Origin of the sequence: Planotetraspora thailandica (assembly GCF_016863335.1) — a bacterium.
Taxonomy (GTDB): domain Bacteria; phylum Actinomycetota; class Actinomycetes; order Streptosporangiales; family Streptosporangiaceae; genus Planotetraspora; species Planotetraspora thailandica.
The window spans coordinates 1-21,085 of record NZ_BOOR01000064.1 but is presented as its reverse complement, the minus strand read 5'-3'; the positions used below and the strand labels follow the sequence as shown (position 1 = coordinate 21,085).

The 21,085-nt window shown below is 69.3% G+C and carries 18 protein-coding genes; 12 read left to right on the top strand and 6 right to left on the bottom strand.

What is annotated here, in order from left to right:
* The first annotated feature begins 87 nt into the window (after positions 1-87).
* The gene (locus Pth03_RS33690; protein ID WP_203948509.1) at positions 88-1,269 is read left to right on the top strand and encodes a thiolase family protein; all 1,182 of its coding nucleotides are present in this window, start codon (positions 88-90) and stop codon (positions 1,267-1,269) included.
* On the opposite strand, the gene Pth03_RS33685 is transcribed toward Pth03_RS33690, so the two are convergent.
* Complete coding sequence (locus tag Pth03_RS33685) at positions 1,160-2,131, bottom strand: sensor histidine kinase (RefSeq protein WP_203948508.1); 972 nt, start codon at positions 2,129-2,131, stop codon at positions 1,160-1,162. The two genes, Pth03_RS33690 and Pth03_RS33685, sit on opposite strands and share 110 nt — an antisense overlap.
* A gap of 314 nt (positions 2,132-2,445) precedes the next feature.
* Between Pth03_RS33685 and Pth03_RS33680 the strand changes: the two genes are divergently transcribed.
* From Pth03_RS33680 to Pth03_RS33660, 5 genes are all read left to right on the top strand, one after another.
* The gene (locus Pth03_RS33680) at positions 2,446-4,218 is read left to right on the top strand and encodes a bifunctional metallophosphatase/5'-nucleotidase (protein ID WP_203948507.1); all 1,773 of its coding nucleotides are present in this window, start codon (positions 2,446-2,448) and stop codon (positions 4,216-4,218) included.
* Between the two features lie 192 nt (positions 4,219-4,410).
* Positions 4,411-5,010, top strand: coding sequence for a sulfite oxidase-like oxidoreductase (locus Pth03_RS33675; protein WP_203948506.1), 600 nt, complete (start codon positions 4,411-4,413; stop codon positions 5,008-5,010).
* A gap of 2 nt (positions 5,011-5,012) precedes the next feature.
* Positions 5,013-5,738: a ferredoxin reductase gene (locus Pth03_RS33670; protein ID WP_203948505.1), complete on the top strand. Its 726-nt coding sequence runs from the start codon at positions 5,013-5,015 to the stop codon at positions 5,736-5,738.
* A gap of 1 nt (position 5,739) precedes the next feature.
* Entirely contained in the window at positions 5,740-6,018 is a 279-nt protein-coding gene (locus Pth03_RS33665; RefSeq protein ID WP_203948504.1) for a DUF6510 family protein, read from the top strand.
* A 284-nt stretch (positions 6,019-6,302) separates the two neighbouring features.
* Positions 6,303-6,701: a response regulator gene (locus Pth03_RS33660; RefSeq protein WP_203948503.1), complete on the top strand. Its 399-nt coding sequence runs from the start codon at positions 6,303-6,305 to the stop codon at positions 6,699-6,701.
* Positions 6,702-6,722: 21 nt separating this feature from the next.
* On the opposite strand, the gene Pth03_RS33655 is transcribed toward Pth03_RS33660, so the two are convergent.
* Positions 6,723-7,412, bottom strand: coding sequence for a response regulator transcription factor (locus Pth03_RS33655; RefSeq protein ID WP_308442403.1), 690 nt, complete (start codon positions 7,410-7,412; stop codon positions 6,723-6,725).
* A 59-nt stretch (positions 7,413-7,471) separates the two neighbouring features.
* On the opposite strand from Pth03_RS33655, the gene Pth03_RS33650 reads away from it, so the two are divergent.
* On the top strand, positions 7,472-8,890 hold the full coding sequence (locus tag Pth03_RS33650) for a GAF domain-containing sensor histidine kinase (RefSeq protein ID WP_203948502.1): 1,419 nt from the start codon (positions 7,472-7,474) through the stop codon (positions 8,888-8,890).
* Here the strand turns inward: Pth03_RS33650 and Pth03_RS33645 are convergent.
* On the bottom strand, positions 8,887-10,302 hold the full coding sequence (locus tag Pth03_RS33645; RefSeq protein ID WP_203948501.1) for a sensor histidine kinase: 1,416 nt from the start codon (positions 10,300-10,302) through the stop codon (positions 8,887-8,889). The genes Pth03_RS33650 and Pth03_RS33645 overlap by 4 nt on opposite strands.
* 1,091 nt (positions 10,303-11,393) lie before the next feature.
* Between Pth03_RS33645 and Pth03_RS33640 the strand changes: the two genes are divergently transcribed.
* Positions 11,394-11,825 (top strand): DUF6220 domain-containing protein, encoded by a 432-nt coding sequence (locus Pth03_RS33640; protein WP_203948500.1) that lies wholly within the window; start codon positions 11,394-11,396, stop codon positions 11,823-11,825.
* On the top strand, positions 11,822-13,735 hold the full coding sequence (locus Pth03_RS33635; protein ID WP_203948499.1) for a multicopper oxidase family protein: 1,914 nt from the start codon (positions 11,822-11,824) through the stop codon (positions 13,733-13,735). The genes Pth03_RS33640 and Pth03_RS33635 overlap by 4 nt, the downstream gene beginning before the upstream one ends.
* Before the next feature lie 4 nt (positions 13,736-13,739).
* Here Pth03_RS33635 and Pth03_RS33630 read toward each other — a convergent pair whose 3' ends face one another.
* The 3 genes from Pth03_RS33630 to Pth03_RS33620 form a co-directional block, all read right to left on the bottom strand.
* Positions 13,740-14,834 (bottom strand): ZIP family metal transporter, encoded by a 1,095-nt coding sequence (locus Pth03_RS33630; RefSeq protein ID WP_203948498.1) that lies wholly within the window; start codon positions 14,832-14,834, stop codon positions 13,740-13,742.
* A gap of 404 nt (positions 14,835-15,238) precedes the next feature.
* On the bottom strand, positions 15,239-15,871 hold the full coding sequence (locus tag Pth03_RS33625) for a superoxide dismutase family protein (protein ID WP_203948497.1): 633 nt from the start codon (positions 15,869-15,871) through the stop codon (positions 15,239-15,241).
* Positions 15,872-15,967: 96 nt separating this feature from the next.
* Entirely contained in the window at positions 15,968-17,872 is a 1,905-nt protein-coding gene (locus Pth03_RS33620; protein WP_203948496.1) for an amino acid transporter, read from the bottom strand.
* A 98-nt stretch (positions 17,873-17,970) separates the two neighbouring features.
* On the opposite strand from Pth03_RS33620, the gene Pth03_RS33615 reads away from it, so the two are divergent.
* The 3 genes from Pth03_RS33615 to Pth03_RS33605 all read left to right on the top strand — a co-directional run bounded on the left by Pth03_RS33615 (position 17,971) and on the right by Pth03_RS33605 (position 20,501).
* On the top strand, positions 17,971-18,786 hold the full coding sequence (locus Pth03_RS33615; RefSeq protein WP_203948495.1) for an alpha/beta fold hydrolase: 816 nt from the start codon (positions 17,971-17,973) through the stop codon (positions 18,784-18,786).
* Positions 18,779-19,339 carry a TetR/AcrR family transcriptional regulator gene (locus Pth03_RS33610; RefSeq protein WP_203948494.1) on the top strand — a complete coding sequence of 187 codons (561 nt, stop codon included), beginning with the start codon at positions 18,779-18,781 and terminating at the stop codon, positions 19,337-19,339. Before Pth03_RS33615 ends, Pth03_RS33610 begins: the two co-directional genes overlap by 8 nt.
* 181 nt (positions 19,340-19,520) lie before the next feature.
* The gene (locus Pth03_RS33605; RefSeq protein WP_203948493.1) at positions 19,521-20,501 is read left to right on the top strand and encodes a ketopantoate reductase family protein; all 981 of its coding nucleotides are present in this window, start codon (positions 19,521-19,523) and stop codon (positions 20,499-20,501) included.
* Positions 20,502-21,085: the final 584 nt, after the last annotated feature.

Sequence of the window (21,085 nt, the reverse complement as noted above, 5' to 3'; positions counted from 1 at the left end):
CCACGCCTCCCGGGGCGCTCTTGGTTTGATTTCCGAACCCGAGTAGAGCTATATTCGGTTTGGTTTTCAAACTAATGGGAGGTCGCGATGCGTGACGCCGTGATCGTGGAGGCCGTGCGGACCCCGACGGGGAAGGGCAAGCCCAACGGCGCGCTGGCGTCGGTCCATCCGGTGGAGTTGCTCGCGCACACCCTGCGCGCCCTCGTCGACCGCACCGGGATCGACCCCGCCCAGGTGGACGACGTGATCGGCGGCTGCGTCGACCAGGTGGGCGAGCAGGCCATGAACACCACGAGATACGCCTGGCTGTCGGCTGGCTTCCTCGACTCGGTGCCCGCCGTGACGGTCGACCGGCAGTGCGGATCATCACAGCAGGCCGTGCACTTCGCCGCCCAGGGCGTCATCTCCGGCGCGTACGACATGGTCGTGGCATGCGGCGTGGAGTCGATGAGCCGGGTCCCGATGTGGTCGAACGTGCCGCCGGGAGCCGACCCCTTCGGCCCCGGCGTCGCCGCGCGCTTCCCTGGCGGGCTCGTGCCGCAGGGGATCAGCGCCGAGCTGATAGCGGCCAAGTGGTCGATCACGCGCGAGCAGATGGACGTCTTCTCCGCCGGTTCACACGCGAAGGCCGCCGCGGCCTACGCCGACGGGCGGTTCGCCGCCGAGATCGCGCCGATCAGCGGCCGCAGCGGCACCCATGACACCGACGAGTCCGTACGGCCGGGCACCACCGTGGAGATCCTCTCCACCCTCAGGCCGGCCTTCGCCGACCCCGGCTACGCCGAGCGTTTCCCTCAGATCGACTGGTCGGTCACGGCGGGCAACAGCAGCCCCGTCAACGACGGCGCGGCGGCGGTGCTGATCACGACGAGCGAGACGGCCACCAGGCTCGGCCTGCGCCCTCTCGCCCGCCTGCACAGCTTCGCCGTGACGGGCTCCGACCCGCTTCTCATGCTGACCGGGGTCATCCCGGCCACGGAGAAGGTGCTGCGCCGGGCCGGTCTCCGGCTGGACGACATCGACCTGTTCGAGGTCAACGAGGCGTTCGCGAGCGTCGTGCTCGCCTGGCTGCAGGAGACGGGCGCCGACCCGGACAAGGTCAACGTGAACGGCGGCGCCATCGCTCTGGGCCATCCGCTCGGGGCGAGCGGTGCCCGCATCATGACGACGCTCGTGAACGCGATGCGGCAGCGAGGCGCCCGCTACGCGCTCCAGACAATGTGCGAGGCCGGTGGTCTGGCCAACGCCACCGTTCTTGAGCGGGTCTGACCATCTCCGACCGTGGCCGCAGCCGATATGCCCGGTCTTCGACCGTAAAGGTGCCGAGTCCGCGTTCGGTCTGGTCACCGCGATCCTCCAGCGGTTCTCCCGACGAGGCCTCGCTGTCCAGCCAGGTCTCGGCCCGCTGGCACGCCTCCAGCAGCCGCGCGACGGGAAGCCGGACGACGAAACGGGCACCGCCGCCGGGAGAGGAGTCGACCTCCACGGTCCCCCCGTGAGCTCTGACGATCTCCTTGGCGATCGCCAGGCCGAGGCCCGCGCCGCCTTTCCTGCGATCACGGGCGGGGTCGAGCCGGGAGAACGGTTCGAAGATGCGCTCCCTGTGCTCCGGCGCTATTCCCGGGCCGTCGTCGGCGACCGAGAGCTCGGCCGACTCGCCGTCCCACCTCACCTCGACGCGGACCGAGTTCCTGGCGTGCCGATGGGCGTTGTCCAGCAGGATCGCGAGAACCCGGCGCAGCTGGAAGCGGTCGACGTCGACGACGATCGCGGCGACACCCTGGCCGGCGGACGACACCACCGTCTGCAGCCGGTCGCTGCGCCTCGCGACCTCGGAGCTGACCAGATCCGCCAGATCGACCCGTTGCCGATCGACGTGCCCGGCGGCCTGGGCGCGCGCGAGCGTCAGCAGGTCGGTCACGATCGCCTGCAGCCGGTCGACGTTCACCAGCGCCCGGTCGAGAAGCTCGATCAGGTCGGTCTCCGACGGGTGGAGCCGGGCCTCCTCCAGCTCGACGCGGAGGGCTGCGACCGGCGTGCACAGTTCGTGAGCGGCGTCCGCGGCGAACCGCCCGTGCGGGTGGGCGGCCGCCGCATCCCCACGGTCAGAGGGCGGCATCGGGCTGGTCACGATGGCTCCTTCCTCGCTCCGGTCGGCGCGACGGCGATCCCGCCACACCTCCAGAAAACCACCGCCGGACGCATGGAGGGTGCCCCTAAACTGGCCCGCTCTAGACACGGAGTGCCAGGGCCACCCTAAGGACCCCTAATGTGACATAGGTCACAAAATGGCCATATGGGCGACACGGTCGGACCGGGGTCGGCCACGGCGGCGCCTTGAGGTCGCCCGCCTCCGAGCGCGCCTGACGAACTGACCTCTGATCTCCATTTCCGGTTAAGAACTCTGTGACGCGGCGGTGATCGACCATCGCTAGCGTCGCGGAAATGTCCTCTCACATCCCCAAGGCCTTGACCGCCGGTGCCGCCATCCTCGTGGCCGTCGGTCTCTTCGCGCCCGGCGCTCCTGCCTCCGCGAACTCCGGCCACCAGCTCAAGATCACGGTGATGGCCAGCTCCGACATCCACGGAAACGCCGTCAACTGGGATTACTACAAGAACGCCGAATACGACGACAGCGCCCACAACGACGTCGGCCTCGCCAAGATCTCGACCTTGGTCAACCAGATCAGGGCCGACCGCGGAGCCGGCCACACGCTGCTGTTCGACTCCGGCGACACCATCCAGGGCACGCCGCTCGACTACTACTACGCCAAGAAGGAGCCGGTCACCGAGACCGGCGCCACCCACCCGATGGCCAAGGCCATGAACGCCATCGGGTACGACGCGGTGACCCTCGGCAACCACGAGTTCAACTACGGCCTGCCCCTGCTGGCCACGTGGATCGACCAGATGAAGGCCCCGGTGCTGGGCGCCAACGCGGTTTCGGCGAAGACCGGCCGGCCCGCCTACCAGCCCTTCATCCTCAAGACGATGAAGGTCAAGGGCGAAAAGCCCGTCAAGGTCGGCATCCTCGGGCTCACCAACCCGGGCATCGCCGTCTGGGACAAGGCCAACGTCGACGGCAAGCTCAAGTTCCTCGACCTCGTCCAGACCGCGAAGAAGTGGGTTCCGGTCATCCGCGGCCTCGGCGCCGACGTGGTGCTGGTCACCGCGCACGCCGGCGACAACGGAATGTCGTCCTACGGCTCGGACCTGCCGGTCGAGAACGCCTCCGCCATGGTCGCCGAGCAGGTCCCGGGAATCGACGCCGTCCTGTTCGGCCACGCCCACAACGACGTGCCGCAGCGGTTCGTCACCAACAAGGTCACCGGCAAGCAGGTCCTGCTGACCGAGCCCGGCCGGTGGGGCCAGCGCCTGTCGGTCGTCGACTTCACCCTCACCAAGCAGCGCGGCCAGTGGACCGTGGTCGGCAAGTCGTCCGCCACGCTCAACAGCAACACCGTGCCCGAGGACCCGAAGATCGTCTCGCTCATGAAGAAGCAGCACGACACGACGGTCGCCTACGTCAACCAGGTGGTCGCCCAGTCCAAGGAGCAGTTGTCCGCGGCGGAGTCTCCGTACAAGGACACCGCGATCCTCGACTACATCCAGAAGGTGCAGACCGACCTGGTCGGCAAGGCCGTCGCGGGCACGCCCGACGCGTCGCTGCCCGTACTGTCGATCGCCGCGCCGTTCAGCCGGACCGCGGTCTTCCCCGCCGGCCCGGTGAGCGTGCGTGACATGGCCGGCCTGTACGTCTACGACAACACGCTGCTCGGGATCAAGCTGACCGGCGCCCAGATCAAGGACTACCTGGAGTACTCGGCGAGGTACTTCAACCAGGTCGCCCCGGGTGCGCCGATCGACCTGCGCTCCCTCACCAACGCGGGCGGCACCCCCGACTACAACTACGACCAGCTGTCCGGTGTGACCTACGACATCGACATCTCCAAGCCGGTCGGCCAGCGCATCATCGGCCTGTCCTACCAGGGCCTGCCGGTCGCGGCCGACAAGCAGTTCGTCGTGGCGATCAACAACTACCGGCAGTCGGGCGGCGGCGGCTTCCCCGGCGTGACGACCGCCCCGGTGGTCTACAACGGGCAGGTGGAGATCCGCCAGGCACTGATCGAGTACGCGACGGCGTCGGGGACCATCGACCCCGCCACCTTCGCCGAGGCGAACTGGAAGCTCGTCCGCGACGGCGTTCCGGTCTTCTGACGACCCGGTGCGGCGCCCCCGGAGGCCCACCTCCGCCAAGCCGAAGGGCTGCGGCGAGGCGCCGGGGGCGTCGCGTCCTCACCTCAAGCATCCTGAACAGGTGAGATCCAGACGTCCGGCGCCGACGTCAAAGATCGCCCCCGGCCGTTCCCGGCCGGGGGCACGCCAGATAATGTGGCGCCGGAGGTACAAATGGGATTCATTTCGCGCGGCTTTCGCGGCAGGCCCAGAGACGAGGGCGTGAAGCTGCCTCCGGGCCAATATCTCGTCCATGACTTCCCGGTCCTGTCCGCCGGGCCCACGCCCCGGGTGCCGCTGGACCGGTGGGAGTTCGCCATCGACACCGAGGACGGCAAGACCCACCGGTGGTCGTGGCAGGAGCTGATGGCCCTGCCGAGCGAGACTCCGACCGTCGACCTGCACTGCGTCACCAAGTGGTCGAAGCTCGGCACCGCCTGGAAGGGCGTGTCCCTCGACACGTTGTTCGCCGACGTCGAGTCGAGCGCCGAATACGCCCTCGTCTACTCCTACGGCGGCTACACCACCAACCTCCCGGTCGAGGACCTGCTCGACGGCAAGGCGTGGATCACCTACGAGTTCGACGGCGAAGAGCTCGCCCCGGCCCACGGCGGCCCCGCCCGGCTCCTGGTGCCCCACCTCTATCTGTGGAAGTCCGCGAAGTGGGTCCAGGGCATCCGGCTCCTCAACGAGGACTGGCCCGGCTTCTGGGAGACGGCCGGCTACCACAATTACGGCGACCCGTGGCGCGAACAGCGCTACCAGGGAGATTGATCATGCGCAGGCTGGCCTGGCACGTCGCCAAGCTCGCCGAGATCCGAGACGAGACGCCCACCGCTCGCACGCTGGTCCTCGACATCCCGGGCTGGCCCGGTCATCTGGCCGGCCAGCACGTCGACGTACGGCTCACCGCCGAGGACGGCTACAGCACGCAGCGCAGCTATTCCATCGCCTCGGCCGCCGACGGAGAACGGGTCGACCTGACGGTGCAGCGGGTGGCCGACGGCGAGGTCTCACCGTACCTGACCGAGGAGCTCAGGCCGGGCGACGAGCTGGAGATCCGCGGCCCGGTCGGCGGCTGGTTCGTGTGGCGGCCGGACGGCACGCGGCCGGTGCTCCTGGTCGGAGGAGGGTCCGGAATCGTGCCGCTGATGGCCATGATCCGCGCCCGTGAGCAGGCCGGCAGCCGTACGCCGTTCCGGCTCCTCTACTCGCTGCGCGAGCCGGGCGAGCGCTACTACGCCGAGGAGTTGCGCAAGCCGATCTCCGGCCTGGACGTGACCTACCTCTACACCCGCGTCGTCCCGGACGGCTGGGCCCGCCCGGCCGGGCGGGTGACCGTGGCGGACGTCAACACCGGCGGCTGGCCGGCGGAGTTCCGGCCCGAGTGTTTCGTCTGCGGGCCGACCGGCTTCGTGGAGACGGTCTCCGACATCCTGCTCGCCATGGGACACGACGCCACCGCGATCAAGACCGAACGTTTCGGCCCCACCGGAGGGTGACATGACCGAACCCGAGCAGGACTCCTACCAGGACGGCAACGCCCTGGCCGGCCCGCTGCGCGAGATCTTCGCCGTGGACGTCACGGCGGCCTTGGGCCAGTGCGTCCATTGCGGCCTTTCCGGCCCGATCGCCTCACTCCGGGTGTACGGCCCGGGCCCCGGCATGGTCGCGCGCTGCCCCGGCTGCGAAGAGGTGGTGCTACGCCTGGTGCGCGGACCGGACAGCGCGTGGCTCGACATGCGGGGGACGGTCAACCTGCGCATCCCCCTCCCCGGCTGACGCGCCGGAGGAACCGGTCGGCGCCGGTCAGTACGGCAGGCGCCGCCCCCGGGGAGTGCGCAGATCCAAAGGTGCCTCGGCGACGGGTCTGCGAGGCCGGGGGATGCGGATCTGTCGTTTCATGACAACTCCCGAGCGGAGACGGCTGACGCGTCTCACGATGCCCGTGGACAGCGGTCGCCGTCTTCGCCACCAGCCTCCGTCTCGGGTGCATGCCAGCTGAACTCCTGTCATTCCCGTTAGCTGCAATGCCTGACGGCCCGTCTCGGGAGGATCCTGGAACCATGGCTCTGCGATGCCTGGTCGTCGACGACAACGACTACTTCCTCATGATCGCCTGCGACGTGCTCACGCACGACGGAATCGAGGTTGTAGGCGTGGCGTCGACGTGCGCAGAGGCGATCAGGCGGGCGGGCGAGCTCCGGCCCGACGTGGCGCTGATCGACATCGGCCTCGGTGACGAATCGGGCCTCGACCTGGTGCGCGAGCTCTCGGCGACCGGGCGGACCGACCATCCGAGCATCATCATGACCTCGGCGTACGCCGAGGGCGACCTGGCGGAGATGATCGCGGACAGTCCCGCACTCGGCTTCCTGCCGAAGTCGCGGTTGTCGGGGCAGGCGATCAGCGCGATCGTCGGATCGGCTCACTCCGATGGGCAGCCGTCCTGCGGCGCCCCCTGACCTCTCCCCCGCCTGGTCGTGTCACCGGGAGCCGAGGAATGCGATCACCGCGAGCACCCGGCGGTGGTCGTCCCCCGTCTCCGGGAGCTGCATCCGCGCCATGATGCTGCGCACGTGCTTCTCGACGGTGCCCTCGGTGATCCACAGCCGGTGGGCGATGCCCGCGTTCGACCGTCCCTCCGCCATCAGGGCGAGCACCTCACGTTCCCGCTCGGTCAGCTGCTCGAGGGGGTCATTCCTGCGGCGGGCGGAGAACAGCTCCTTGACCAGAAGAGGATCGACGACCGATCCACCGCCGGCGATCCGGCGGATCGTCTCGATGAAGTCGCCCACGGCCGCGACCCGGCTCTTCAGGAGATAGCCGATCCGGTGCCCGGAGGCGAGCAGCTCCATGGCCTCCTCGACCTCCACGTGCGCCGACAGCAGGAGCACGCCCATACGGGGAAACTCCGTACGGATGACCTTGGCCGCTTCCAGGCCTTCCGTCTCATTGCTCGGTGGCATCCGGATGTCGATGATCGCGATGTCGGGCTCGTGCTTCCTGACGAGGTCGAGCAGGTCGCCGGCGTTGCCCGCCCCACCGACCACCTCGAACCCCGACCGCTCCAGCAGACTCACCAGCCCCTCCCGGAGCAGCACGTCGTCATCCGCGACCGCGATTCTTATCCGGGCGCCGTCCGCCTGCGCGTCACCCCACATATTTGTGGTCACCCCCTGCACCGGGTGGCCGCCGGATCCCGTCCGGGCGGCGCCGGAGTAAAATCCTCACTGTGCGTGTGCGACCGATGTCGTCGCTGCAACGCCCGACGCGCCCGCCCCGGATAACGGGGATCGTCACAGGCGCCTTATTGGTCGCGGCGGCGGGCCTCCTCGCGTCCGCACCACCGGATGTGTCACACAGATATCCCTTAATTTACTCTCTCCCCGTCCCCACGGCGAAGGTCACAGGGCTGGTCTACGAACCTGAGCTGCTCGGCCTCGCGGCGGTCATCGTCCTCGTGCTGCTGGCCGGGTCGTTCATGACGATCCGGAAAATACGCACCCAGCTGCGCAGGGTGGCCGAAGAGCAGGCGGCGCTGCGGCGCGTCGCCACGCTGGTCGCCCATGGTGTGTCGCCCAACGAGCTGTTCCACGCGGTCGCGGGTGAGATGGGGCGCATCCTCAAGGTCGACCACACCGTGATAACCCGCTTCGACGCTCCGGATCCGCCGGGCACACTCGTAACGATGGGCTCGTGGAGCATCCGCGGGCCGGCCTTCCTCGTCCCCGACGGGACGCGCTGGCCTGCCGACGAGCCGAGCATCGCCGCCATCGTCCACCGCACCGGCCGCCCCGCCCGGATGACCGACTACTCCGACGGCCCCGGCGATATTCGCGCATGGGGCAAGAGACAGGGGATGAACTCGGCTGTCGGCGTCCCCATCGTCGTGGAAGGACGCCTGTGGGGTGCGATGATCGCCCTGTCGGCCGCAGCCGAACCGCCGCCGGGCGTGGAAGAGCACATGCTGGAGTTCACCGAGCTCGTCGCGACCGCGATCGCCAACGCCCAGTTCGGCCAGCAACTCGCCGTCTCGCGCGCCCGCGTCGTGGCCGCCTCCGACGAGGCCCGCCGCAGGATCGAGCGCGATCTCCACGACGGCGCGCAGCAGCGACTCGTCTCGCTGGCCCTGCAGCTGCGGTCCATCGAGACGGCCATGCCCCCGGACATGAAGGACGTCAGAAAGCAGCTCTCCGGCGCGGCCGAAGACCTGGCCGGTGTCGTGGAGGACCTCCATGAGCTCTCCCGTGGCATCCATCCCGCCATCGTGTCGAAGGGCGGGCTCATTCCGGCGCTGAGGACGCTCGCGCGGCGCTCAGCCGTACCTGTCGAGTTGAGCGTGCGTGCGAACGGGCGTCTGCCCGAGCGCGTCGAGGTCACGACCTACTACATCGTCTCCGAGGCGCTGGCCAACGTCGCCAAGCACGCCCAGGCTTCCGTCGCCCACGTCGACCTCGCGATCGAGGACGACCGGCTGTGCCTGTCCGTCAGCGACGACGGGATCGGCGGCGCGGATCCGGAGCGCGGATCCGGGCTCATCGGCCTGAGCGACCGCATCGAGGCGCTGGGCGGCCACATGCGGATCTTGAGCCCCCAGGGCGCCGGCACGTCGATGCTCGTGATCATCCCCCGGATGACCTCGATCATCTAGTTCGCGGGGTCGTCCAAAGGCAGCCGGAGAATGAAGCAGGCGCCGCCCGAGGGCGATTCGCAGGCCGTGAGGGTGCCGTCGTGAGCCATGGCGACGTCCCTGGCGATGGCCAGCCCCAGCCCCGTGCCTCCGTGGTCGCGGCTGCGTGCGGTGTCCAGCCGGGTGAACCGCTCGAAGATCCGGTCTCGATGGGCCGCCGGGATCCCCGGCCCGTCGTCCATCACCAGCAACACCGCCGTGGCCCTGTCCCGCTTCACGTGGACCTCCACCGAACGGCGGGCGTGCCGCTGGGCGTTGTCCAGCAGGTTGGCCACGACCCGGGCCACCTGAGAGCGCACCACGGTGACGTGCACTCCCGGCTCTGTCGTCACCCGCACCGGCAACCGGCCCAGCCGCCGCATCGCCGCGCCGGCCACCAGCTCTGACAGATCCACTCGCGTGCGCTCGGATTCCCCTATGGAGTCCACCCGGGCCAGCAGCAGCAGGTCCGCGATGATCGCCTCCAGGCGGTCCACGTCGAACAACGCGTTGCTCAAGAGCTCGGGAAGATCCGTCTCTCTCGGATGCATCTGAGCCTCTTCCAGCTCCGCGCGCAGCCCGGCCAGCGGGGTGCGCAACTCGTGGGAGGCGTCGGCCACGAACTGCCGCTGGCGCATCAGCACCCGCTCGGTGCCGTGCTTGGCCTCCTCGATGCGGCTCAGCGTGCCGTTGACCGTCCGCGCCAGGCGGGCGATCTCGTCCTGTCCCGAGGGTTCGGGCACCCGGCTGCTGATGTCGTCGCCGCCGATCGCCGCCAGGTCGGCCCGTATCTCCTCCACCGGCCGCAGCGTGCGTCCGGTGACCTTCCATGTCGCCCATGCCGCCAAGATCGTCAGCACCCCCTCCTGCAGGCCGAAGAACTGGCCGAACGCCTCGAACGGCCGAACGCTGGCCGCCGGGCGCCCCGCGTACACCACCGGCGAATCAGCCCCCGGCGCCACCCGCAACGCCGCCACCCGCAAACACCCCAGATGCGGCAGGCAACTCTCCACATCGCGCTCCGGATTACCGGCCGGTGGGCGCACCGAACTCAACGGCGGCAAACCCGCCGCTTTCGGCGAGGCGTTGACCACCCGGTGCCCGGCGTCGACTACCTGCACCAGGTGCACCCCGTCCACCCGGGGCTGCAGCACCGCCGCTTGCCGACCGGCTCGCACCGACGCCGCCGTCATTCCCGCCTGCCGGCGTACCTCCAGCCAGATCCCGTTCGCGACGGCCTGCCGTCCGATCACCGCCTCCGCGATTCCCGTCGGCACCAGCAACAACAGCGCCAGCAACGTCACCAGAGCCGTCAGACGCCCACGAATCGAGCGCGGGAGCATCCGCGACACCGACCTGCGAAAACGCGTCAGCAGACCACCGGAACCGGCCACGGAGCACCCCCTCCCCCGATCGGGCGACCCCCTCTACCCGCATACTGTATGCGGCGCGAAGGATTGTCGAACCGGCCTGCCATCCGGAGTGCAACTCAATCACCACAGAACGTGAGGACTCTTGCGCCGATTCCCACATCCGGCCCGCGTGGCATCCGAAGCGGGCCCTCACGGCTCGACTCGTATGGAAACGGGTGGGCTCTCACGTCCGTCGCCCTCGCCCCGGCCGGTACGGACGCCGTGCATCCGATGCATCGGCCCTACCCCAGCCCAGTCGCCGGGCACAGACTCACGGTAACACTAGACTTGATTCAATCAAGTAAAAGAACCATCCCAGTTTCCTCCCAAACTGCGACGGCACGAAGCAGAAGAGCCGGGTGTGATCGTGCAAAGTTTCGCGAGCACCCAACCCCCAGCCACCCAACCCTTAGCCGCCCAACCCTTAGCCGTGATCATGCAGAAGTTCGCGCACATGTGGCCTGAGCTGCGCAATCCCTGTGCGTGATCATGCAGAAGTTCGGGCGCGTACGGTCTGGCCTGCCCGAACAGTCATCGTGATCATGCAGTACTTCGGAAGTCGTACCCCTGAGCAGCGCGAAGGCAATTCGTGATCATGCAGGACTCCTCATCTCCGCCGCCTGGCCGTACGCCGCAGGAGCGCCCGAGACCGCGACACCCATCGCAGGTGAAGGCGAAGGACCACGCCGACATGTGCATGATCACGAATGGCGCACCCTCAGGCCACAGGCCTCTCTGGCGAATTTCTGCATGATCACGATCGGCGTTCGCGCAGGTCACACCGCATGCCCCCGAACTTCTGCATGATCACGGCCAGGGTTTGCGCAGGCAGAGGCCGTGATCGGCGAACTTCTGCATGATCACGCGCGAGGTTCCGTGAGGTTCCGCATGGGCCCACGAGGGCGAGGGCGGGGTGAGGGTGGGGCCGAGGCACTCCATGGGAGGTAGGAGGCGGGAAGGTGCCGTACTCCCTGGGCCGTAGGGAAATCGTCGCTGGGCGGCGGACGCCTCAGCGGGGGCGCATGGGACACGATCGCCACTGTCCGCCCACCCCCACCTTGAGGGAGCACACCATGCGCAGGGTCTATGCCGTCTTGGCCGGTCTCATGATGGCCGCCGTCGTGGTGCAGTGGTATCTCGCGGCCGTCGGCGCGTTCGACAAACCGCAGGACAGCGACTCGTTCGCGCTCCACGGCCTCAACGGCATGATGGTCATCCCCGTCCTGTCGCTGCTCGCGACCATCGCCGCTGCCGTGTCCAAGGTGCCGGGCCGCCTGATCGGGCTCACGATCCTGCCGCTCGGCCTGATCATCGTCCAGGTGCTGATCATTGCGCTGGGCAGCGCCTTCGACGACAGCAGCGGTAACACCACCCCTCTCTCGCTGGCCGTCCTCGGGCTCCACGCCATCAACGGCATGGCGATCATGGGTGTCAGCGCGTCGGTGTTCAACCAGGCGCGCAAGCTCCTGAAGGCGGCCCCGGAGCCGGTGGCGCAGGCGTCATGACTCCCGCCACGCTGATGACGCTCGACCTGCTCGCCGCCGTGGTGACCGCGGCGGCGTGGCTGGGTTCGGGGGTGGCGGCGGCGTCCCGGCGGCCGCGGGCGGCGCTCGCCGTCCTCGGAGTGGCGATCCTCGCCTCCTTGACCCGCGTCGGGGTCGTCGTCGCACTGTCCGGAGCGGGCTGGTGGTTCGTCCAGGAGAAGGTCGTCGTGGCCCTGCCCCTTCTCCTGGTGACCGGGGTGACGGCCACCGTGGTCGCCGTACCCCGGCTGACCCGAGCGGCCGATCCTCAGCCGTCCGTCGTCGTCGCGCTCCTGGCGGCGGGATACGCGGCAGTCGGCGGCCTCGCAGGCACGTTGTTGCTCGGCTATCCGGCCACGCTGGGCTCGGCGCTGGCCATCACGGCGGCGGTCGCCGGCGCGACGCTGCTGACCTGGCGGATCGTCGCCGGGCCCGGCCGCTCCCCGCGGATCGCCATCGCGGTCACCGCCATCGCAGGCGTGGCCGGTGTGGGCCTGGCCTTCGTTCCGCCGCCCACGATGGACGACGGCCGCGACCAGTCCCTGACGGCCGCCATGGGCTACCACGGCGGCGGAGCCAGGCTTGCGGTGGCCGGGCAGGAGCCGGGCAGACCGGTGACCTCGTTCCGCGGCCCCGACTCCCCCTCCCCCGGCGGGGTCGTGCGCCGCTACAGCCTGACCGCCCGCACCGCCACCGTCACGCTGTCGTCCGGCCAGAAGGTCGCAGCGTGGACGTTCGACGGGAAGGTGCCCGGCCCGCCGATCACGGCGAACGTGGGAGACCTCATCGAGGTACGGCTCCGCAACGCGGACATCGCCTCGGGCGTGACCCTGCACTGGCACGGCTACGACGTGCCCGCCGGGGAGGACGGCGTGCCCGGCCTCACCCAGGAGGCCGTCATGCCAGGCCAGGAGTTCGTCTACCGATTCCTCGCCGACCGGCAGGGCACCTACTGGTACCACACCCACGAGGTCTCCTCCCTCGGCGTCAAGATGGGCCTGTACGGCACGCTGCTCGTCGGCCCCCCACCTGCGGGCGTGGACCTCGCCCTGCCGGTCCACACGTTCGCGGGCCGGACCGTCGTCGGTGACCGCGACCAACCCCTCGACCGGCAGGCGGCTCCCGGCACTCCCGTACGGCTTCGCCTGATCAACACCGACGACACCCCGCACCGGTTCACCCTCTCCGGCACGCCGTACCGGCTGTCCTCCGTGGACGGCACCGATCTGAACGGCCCCGGCGAGCTCGGCCGCGTGGGCCTGCGCCTGCCCGCGGGCGGCCGCTACGACCTCACCTTCACCATGCCCGCCGACCGTATGGTCGTCCTGCGCACCGACGACCGCACCACGTCCGTACGGCTCTCGCCTGGAAGCAGCGCAGGCGCGCCGGAAGAGGACACGGCCGGCTGGCCCGACCTCGACCTTCTCCGGTACGGCACGGCGGCTCCGGCGCCCATCAGCGGGTCCAGCCGGTTCGACCGGGACTTCACCCTGGTGCTCGACCGGGGCCTGGCCCTGTCCGGCGGGCGTCCCATGTACGCGTACACGGTGGGCGGCCACGCCTTCCCGTCGATCCCGACAGAGATGGTCTCGTCCGGCGATCTGGTGCGGCTCACCGTCGTGAACCGGAGCCGCGACATCCATCCGTGGCACCTGCACGGCCATCGGGTGCTGGTGCTCTCACGTGACGGACGCTCCCCCTCGGGCAGCCCGCTCTGGCTGGACACCTTCGACGTACGGCCAGGCGAGGTCTGGCAGGTCGCCTTCCGTGCCACCAACCCCGGCCTCTGGATGAACCACTGCCACAATCTCGTCCACGCCGACGAGGGCATGGCCCTTCATCTTGCCTACGAGGGGGTGACCACGCCCTTCCACGGAGCCCACGGCGGTTAGGGACTCAGTGAGGCTTCGGGGGCAGCGTCTTGAGCAGTTCGGCGCGCTCAGCCGCGCCGAGATCTCCGACATGGCTGTTCCCGTCGATGCCCAGGGCCGACAGAGCCGCCTGGACGTCGGCCCCGCCCAGCCCGGGGACATGCCGCAGGATCCACGCGACGGCGAGCCGCCTGGTCATGCCGTCGTCTCGCGCGAGCACGTCGGCCAGGCTGAGCCGCCCGGTCGACATCGCCGTGCGCAGCTGGTCCTTCGTCATCTCCGCGGGAGGAGTCCCACGCGTGGCAGGCGTCGGCGCGGCTGCCGGCGGACGACTGGGGGTCACGTGCCCGGCCCTGGCGCCGGTGGCCGCGACGAGCACGATGCCACCGGTCACGACCACGGCGGCGGCCACGTCGAGGTGCCGCTTGGACGGGAAGGTCCATTTTCTGCTCCCCGCGGCGTGCTGCATGCCGGCGATGGCCGTCCGCAGGGCGACCCCGGTGACCATTCCCAGCAGGATCGACACCACCTGGCCGGGAAGAGGGCTGAGGGTGGCGGCGACGACGCCGACCGCCGGGCTGACACAGGCCACGATCAGCCAGGGGATCAGCCGCTGACCACCCACGTCGAGCAACGCGGCCAGCGCCAGACCTTCGCTGGCCGAGTGGACCATGAGCGCGACGACCACGATGACCGAGGCGTTCAACGCCAGCGTCGCCCCCTCGATCGCGCGATGCAGGGTGAGCGCGGTCGCCGTCTCCATGCCGCCGAAGGCCGCGGCGCCGACGACCTCCCGCACCGGGCGGTGTCGCCCGGGCGCGTGATCGGCGGGGCGTGGCCGTACGGGGACGGGGTCGCAGGCGCACGACTTGCGGCTGTAGTGGGTGATCACCAAGAAGCCGAAGGCGACCGCGAGCCCGACCGCCCACAGGGGAACGCCGCTTTCCACCGCGTCACCCCAGGCGTCGGGCAGGAGGTCCGCCAAGGCGGTGACGAGCATCATCGCCGACGTGACGGCGAGCCAGGCGGTCACCCGTCCGGAATGCCGCCGGGCGAGCCACGCCCCCGCGACGGTGGAGATGCAGACCAGCAGCACCGCCGTCCACGTCCTGCCTGTCACAGGGCCCAGCGCCGCCGCGACGGCACCCCCCCAGTCAGCTGGCACCACTGTCGCGGACACGGCGACGTCACCGAACCTTTCCGAACACTTGACCGCCTCATGGGCTGCCGCCCGGTCTCTGGGATCCCCCTGAGGACCCGGCGGGGAAACACCCCGCCCGGCAAAGAAAAGCTCGGCCGGAAAAGCGCCCCACGCCAGGCATTTCGCCACTTCAGGCCAGGACTGGAGAGTCGCCGCGGTCATCGATCGGCAAAGAATCAGCGACACGGCGTGACGGCGTGTAAACAGAGGGTAACTGGATATCAACCCAGAGTGATTGTGCGCCGCGCACCTCGAGACCATCCACCCCGCGTTTCCCGCCCCCGGCTTCCCACCAGCCGGGGGCGGGAAACCATCCCCGCCGACTACTGGCCGGTGATCACACCGCAGGCCAGGCGTGCTCCCGAGTCCCCCGACTTGAGCGTGTCGGCGTCTGGGCCCGCCTTCCCGCCGGCGGCGTACCGGTCAGGGATGTTGGCCATGTTGTCCGGCTTGGAGTGGACGACGATGGCCGTCCCCTGACCGGTGAGGAGCTGCTCGACCGAGAAGCGGTCCGTCAGATAGCTCGCGCCCCCGGTGCCGTCCTTGCCGACCAGGAGATTCGGCAGGTCACCCCGGTGGTTGGGGTGCGACGAGGTGTCCAGGTGTGAGCCCGCGCTGAAGAACGGGCTCCCCGTGGCCGGGTCCTTGGCCGTAGGGTCGCAGACGCCCTTGCTGTGGACGTGGAATCCATGGAATCCGGGAGGCAGTCCGGCGACCGCCACGGTCACGATCGACTTGCCGCTTCCCCTGTCCTCGACCTCCAGGGAGCCGACCGGAGTGCCCTGCGCGTCCTTGATCACGGCGTCGGCCTTGGTGTGGGCCGACGGCGCTACGGACGGAGACGGTGACGCCGGTGATGTGGGCGCCGAGGGTGTGGGTGAGGGTGACGGCTGGGCGGAAACCGCGGTCCCCGTTCCCAGAGCGACGAGCAGAGCCGCAGTTGTCATGCCGAACATAGAGGCCTCCCCGTGACAAGATCCGTTGCCTCTTGAGGCCAGGGTAAACGTGACCTGTGGCGGCATAGGGCTAAGCAGGCGTCAAGATCTGCGCAGTCAGCCGACGTGCACATGTGGCCTACGTGCCACATCCGACTCGGCCTGACGCAGCACTTCACGGGTCAGGGCGGGCACATCGCCGCCGCCGAAGAGGAGATAACGGAGCATAGCCACGACCGGGTTGCCCTCGGTCCAGTGGAAGTAGATATGCGGAACCGCGCCGGTGCGGTCGCGCAGGTAGAGCAGCAGCGCCGCCAGGGCGTTGGGCACCGTGGGGCTCTGCAGCGACAGGACGCGGTAGCCGAACCGGTCCTCGCCGCAGATCCGCAACTCGCTCTCGAACTCCGAGGCGTCCGGCACGGTCACCTCGGCGAACATGATCGGCTCGGCGCTGCGCAGGCGATGGATCAACCACTGCTCGCGCAGTTTGTCGTGGTACTCGGTCTGGTCGCGCATGCCGGGGTCGTTGGCGATCAGATGAATCTCGCCGGCGGCCTCGTTGACGAAGTCCTCCGCGCACGGATCGAGGTGGACACGGCTGACCCGCAACTCGGTCGACCGCGTCGCCCGGGAGACGAGCGAGGTGACGATGATGGCGACGATGAAGAAGGACGCGATCTTCACGCCGTCGGGCCGCTCGAACACATTGGCCACCAGGGTGTAGGCCAGCACCATGTCGATGATGAGGAAGGCCGCCATCAGCCTTCGCTGGCCATGCCGATGGGTCGAGATGGTGACCGCGACCGACGCCGAGAGGATCAGCACGAGCACTCCGGTGGCGTACGCGCCGCCCTGGGCGTTGACGTCGGCCTTGAAGATGATCGTGATGGCGAAGGCGATGGCGGTGAAGACCAGAACCAGCGGCCGTACGGCCCGCGTCCAGTCGGGGGCCATGCCGTACCGCGGAAGGTAACGCGGCACCAGGTTGATCAGCCCGGCCATCGCCGAGGCCCCCGCGAACCACAGGATCACGATCGTGCTGACGTCGTACAACGTGCCGAACCCGTTGCCCAGATAGGCGTGCGCCAGGTAGGCGAGGGCCCTGCCGTTCGCGCTGCCGCCCTGCCGGAACTCTCTTTCTGGGATCAGCACACTCGTCGCGAAGCTGCTGAGGATCAGGAAGACGCTCATGATGATGGCCGCGGCCGTCAGAAGCCGCTTCGCGCCCGTGATCCGCTGCCGCAGGTCTCCCTTGATCAGCGGCATCACGGACACGCCGGTCTCGAATCCGGACAGTCCCAGGGCGAGCTTGGGCATCACCAGCAGCGAGAAACCGATCATGGCGAACGGCCCGGGATGCTCGATCACCAGCAGCCTGTGCCAATCGATGATCGCCACCGGGTGGTCGGCGACACGGAGCAGGGCGGTGGCGACGACCACGGCGTTGAGCAGCAGATAGACGCCGACCAGCACGACCGCGATGCCGATGGCCTCCCGGAAGCCCCTCAGGAAGACCAGGCCCAGCAGGCCGAGCAGGCCCAGGGTCACCGCCACCTGGTGCCCTTCGAGCACGTGGGGGACGAACGGGTTCTCCAGGATGTGCGCCGTCGCGTCGGCCGCCGACAACGTCATCGTGATCACGAAGTCGGTGGCCGCGAAGCCCAGCAGCACCAGCACGAACAGCTTGCCGCGCCACTGCGGGGCCAGCCGCTCCAGCATCGCGATCGATCCCTGCCCGTGCGGGCTCTCCTCGGCGACCCGCCGGTAGACGGGCAACGCCCCGAGCAGCGTGAGCAGAACGAGGAACAGGGTGGCGATCGGCGACAACGCACCGGCCGCCAGCGCGGCGATGCCCGGCTGATAACCCAGCGTCGAGAAATAGTCGACACCGGTCAGGCACATGACCCGCCACCACCGGTGCTGCTCGTGCGGGACCTCGGGACCGTACGGCCCGACGGTCTGCTTGTCCGAGTGGTGGAGCCCCTCAAGGAGCCACGAGCGCACCGCGTCTCTGGCCCCCATACTTCGCAACGCTACCTATATCAGGGCAAACACCCAGAGACCGACCCCGTCAAGAAGAGGCATTGACACAGAAAGCTAATGTGAATAGCTTTTTGGCTATGACGCTTAGCGAAACACGTTTCCTGGATGTGCCCGGCGGCACCATCGCGTACGGCGTGACCGGACCTGAGAACGGCCCGCTGGTGGTGTGCGCGCATGGCATGGGCGACACCCGTGCCGCTTACCGTCTCCTGGCACCCCCTCTGGTGCAGTCCGGATTCCGCGTCGCGACCGTCGACGTGCGTGGGCACGGCGAATCGAGCACGGGATGGGCTTCCTACGCGCCCGAGGAGGTCGCGAAGGACCTGCTCGCTCTCGTCCGCCACCTCGGCGGGCCTGCCGTACTGGTCGGGAGTTCGTCGAGCACGGCGGCCGGCCCGTGGGCCGCGAAAATGGCCCCGGACGACGTCGCGGGGCTGGTGCTGATCAGCCCGTTCGTGCGCGACGCACAACTCAGCTGGTTCCTGCGGGCCGCACAGGGAGCCGTCACGCACAGCCCGCTGCTGTGGACGATGTACTACAAGTCGCTGTTTCCCGTCATCGAACCCGCCGACCTCGGCGCCCACCTGCGCCATCTCAAGGCGACCCTCAAGCAGCGCGGCAGAATGGCCGCGACCCGGGGAGTCATCGCGCCCACACCGGTTCGCTGGACCGAGCCCGCCAAGGACGTCCGTTGCCCGGTGCTGGTCGTCATGGGCGACCGCGACCCGGACTTCCCGAACCCGGAGGAGGAGGCCCGGATGGCGGTCGACCTGATGGCCCCGGTCGCCCGCCTGGCGATGATCGACGGCTCAGGGCACTATCCGTACCAGGACAGGCCAGAGGCGACCACCGAGGTGATCCGCGCGTTCCTCAAGGAGTCCGTCAGTGCCTAGGGCGGGGCTGTCCCCGGCCGCCGTCGTCGACGTCGCACTCGGCGTGGTCGACGAGCAGGGTCCCGATTCGCTCACGTTGTCGGCGGTCGCCGCCCGCACCGGCGTGGCCGCGCCATCCCTCTACAAGCACGTACGGAACATCGGCGAGCTCCGCTCGCTGGTGGCGCGGCGGGTGCTGGAGGAGATGACCGACGCCCTGGGCGAGGCGATCATGGGAAGGAGCGGAGACGAGGCCGTCGCCGCCCTGATGCAGGCGTGGCGGAGGTATGCGGTGAACCATCCCCACCGGTATGCGGCGATGCCGCCCGCGCCGCTGAGCGACCCCGCTCTCGCCGAGGCGGGCGGAAAACTGATGACGGCCGCGCTCGCCGTGCTACGCGGCTGCGGCCTGGAAGGAGAAGCGGCGGTCCATGCCGCCCGCTGCCTGCGGGCGGCCATGCACGGCTTCGTCGTCCTCGAAGTGGCCGGGGGATTCGGCCTGCCAGAAGACCTGGACACGACCTACCGGCTGCTGCAGAAGACGATGATCGATGGTCTCAGGCAGGGCGCGTGATCAGGTACGCCAGGCCGATGAGCACGACGACAGGGATCAGCCACACGACGACCTCGCCGAGGAACTCCTTGTACATTTCGGCCCGTCCTCCGGATAACGCGGGAAATAAGTACCGCACGCAGCATATTCGCTGCGACGGCCCACTGAAACCCAAGGCCGGCGGGCGTGCCAGGATCGAGCGATGCGGTATGTCATCATCGGCGCCGGCGCGGTCGGTGGAACCATCGGCGGGCGGCTCCACCAGGGCGGCCACGACGTGCTGCTCGTCGCGCGCGGACCCCACTACGAGGCCATCCGTGACGGCGGCCTGCGCCTGATCACCCCCGAGGCGGACGCCACCCTGCCGATCCGGGCCGCCGACAGGCCCGTGCCTCTCGACCCGGACGACGTGCTCGTGATCGCGACCAAGACGCAGGACACCGCCGCGGCCCTCGCCGCGTGGGAGGACGCGCCGGTCGCGGGAGGCGGCTCGGCCGCCGAGCGGCTGCCCGTCGTGTGTGCGCAGAACGCCGTCGAGAACGAGCGGCTCGCCCTGCGGCGGTTCGCCCGGGTCTACGGCATGTGCATCTGGTTGCCCGCCCTCCACCTGGAGCCCGGGGTCGTCGCCGCGTACGGCAGGCCGCTGTCGGGCATGCTCCCGGTCGGCCGTTATCCCCAGGGTGTGGACGACCTCGCCGACCGCATGGCGGCCGACCTGTCGGGGAGCTCTTTCGCGAGCTTCGCCGTACCGGACGTCATGCGCTGGAAGTACGCCAAGCTGCTGGGCAACCTGGGCAACGCCGCCGAGGCGATGTGCGGCGCCGTGGACGGCGTCCACGGGATTGCCCGGCGCGCCCGCGCCGAGGGCCGTGCCGTGCTGGACGCGGCGGACATCCCGTACGCCTCACACCAGGAGGAGCGGGAGACGCGGGGAGACGCGGTCGAGATCGGCACGCTGAACGGTGTTCCCCGTGCGGGGAGCTCGTCGTGGCAGAGCCTGGCCAGGGGCAGCGGATCCATCGAGGCCGACTATCTCAACGGAGAGATCGTGTTGCTCGGCCGCCTTCACGGCGTGCCGACGCCGGTCAACGCCGCGCTCCAGCGGGAGGCGAACCGCTTCGCCCGCGAACGGCTGGCGCCAGGCACCCTGGACGTCGCCGAGCTCAACCGCCTTTTAGGGTGAACGATCCCGGGCCGGCCGCCGTGCGGATCATGGCACTGGCAGATCGGTGCGCGCATCGGGCGACTAGAAATTGTGTTCTACTTTCCGTAGCCAAATGATTACTCAGTGTGAGAGTATTCAGACACAGTTTCGATCCTGGGCTCTTGGGAGAAAGCGGGCGTGGCCGATCGGCGCAGGCGTCCGTCTCTTGCTTCTGGCGAGTTCGTTGGTTCTGAGTGGTGGGCGGAGGTGCGGGAGCGGGCCCGGGCCCGGGCGTGGTCGTCGGACGGCAGTTCGGCGTTGAGCTCTGCGTCGGGGATCAAGGAGTGGTGGGAGGCCACGCGCGCGAAGGGCGGAACAAAGAGTGCGGCAAAGGGCGAGGCGGCGGCGGAGGTATCCGATGGGTCGCCTGCCGAGGAGCGTGCTTTTTCCGCTGCGCATGTGCGCGATGGGCAAGAGCCTCCCCCGCAGCCGCACACCTCGCACAGCTCGACCGAACCGCCAGGCTCCACCGGGCCCGCTGCATCGTCTGGTGCGTTGGTGGCGGTACTCGTGGATGCCGCATCCGCGCTGGCCCTGGCGGAGCCGCCGGAGGTGGCGGCTGC

Coding starts and splice junctions, on each gene's coding strand:
- Pth03_RS33660 (WP_203948503.1), top strand. CDS start 6,303: ATGGCTCTGCGATGCCTGGTCGTCGACGACAACGACTACTTCCTCATG.
- Pth03_RS33620 (WP_203948496.1), bottom strand. CDS start 17,872: ATGGGGGCCAGAGACGCGGTGCGCTCGTGGCTCCTTGAGGGGCTCCAC.
- Pth03_RS33615 (WP_203948495.1), top strand. CDS start 17,971: ATGACGCTTAGCGAAACACGTTTCCTGGATGTGCCCGGCGGCACCATC.
- Pth03_RS33625 (WP_203948497.1), bottom strand. CDS start 15,871: ATGTTCGGCATGACAACTGCGGCTCTGCTCGTCGCTCTGGGAACGGGG.
- Pth03_RS33640 (WP_203948500.1), top strand. CDS start 11,394: ATGCGCAGGGTCTATGCCGTCTTGGCCGGTCTCATGATGGCCGCCGTC.
- Pth03_RS33665 (WP_203948504.1), top strand. CDS start 5,740: ATGACCGAACCCGAGCAGGACTCCTACCAGGACGGCAACGCCCTGGCC.
- Pth03_RS33690 (WP_203948509.1), top strand. CDS start 88: ATGCGTGACGCCGTGATCGTGGAGGCCGTGCGGACCCCGACGGGGAAG.
- Pth03_RS33675 (WP_203948506.1), top strand. CDS start 4,411: ATGGGATTCATTTCGCGCGGCTTTCGCGGCAGGCCCAGAGACGAGGGC.
- Pth03_RS33670 (WP_203948505.1), top strand. CDS start 5,013: ATGCGCAGGCTGGCCTGGCACGTCGCCAAGCTCGCCGAGATCCGAGAC.
- Pth03_RS33635 (WP_203948499.1), top strand. CDS start 11,822: ATGACTCCCGCCACGCTGATGACGCTCGACCTGCTCGCCGCCGTGGTG.
- Pth03_RS33605 (WP_203948493.1), top strand. CDS start 19,521: ATGCGGTATGTCATCATCGGCGCCGGCGCGGTCGGTGGAACCATCGGC.
- Pth03_RS33680 (WP_203948507.1), top strand. CDS start 2,446: ATGTCCTCTCACATCCCCAAGGCCTTGACCGCCGGTGCCGCCATCCTC.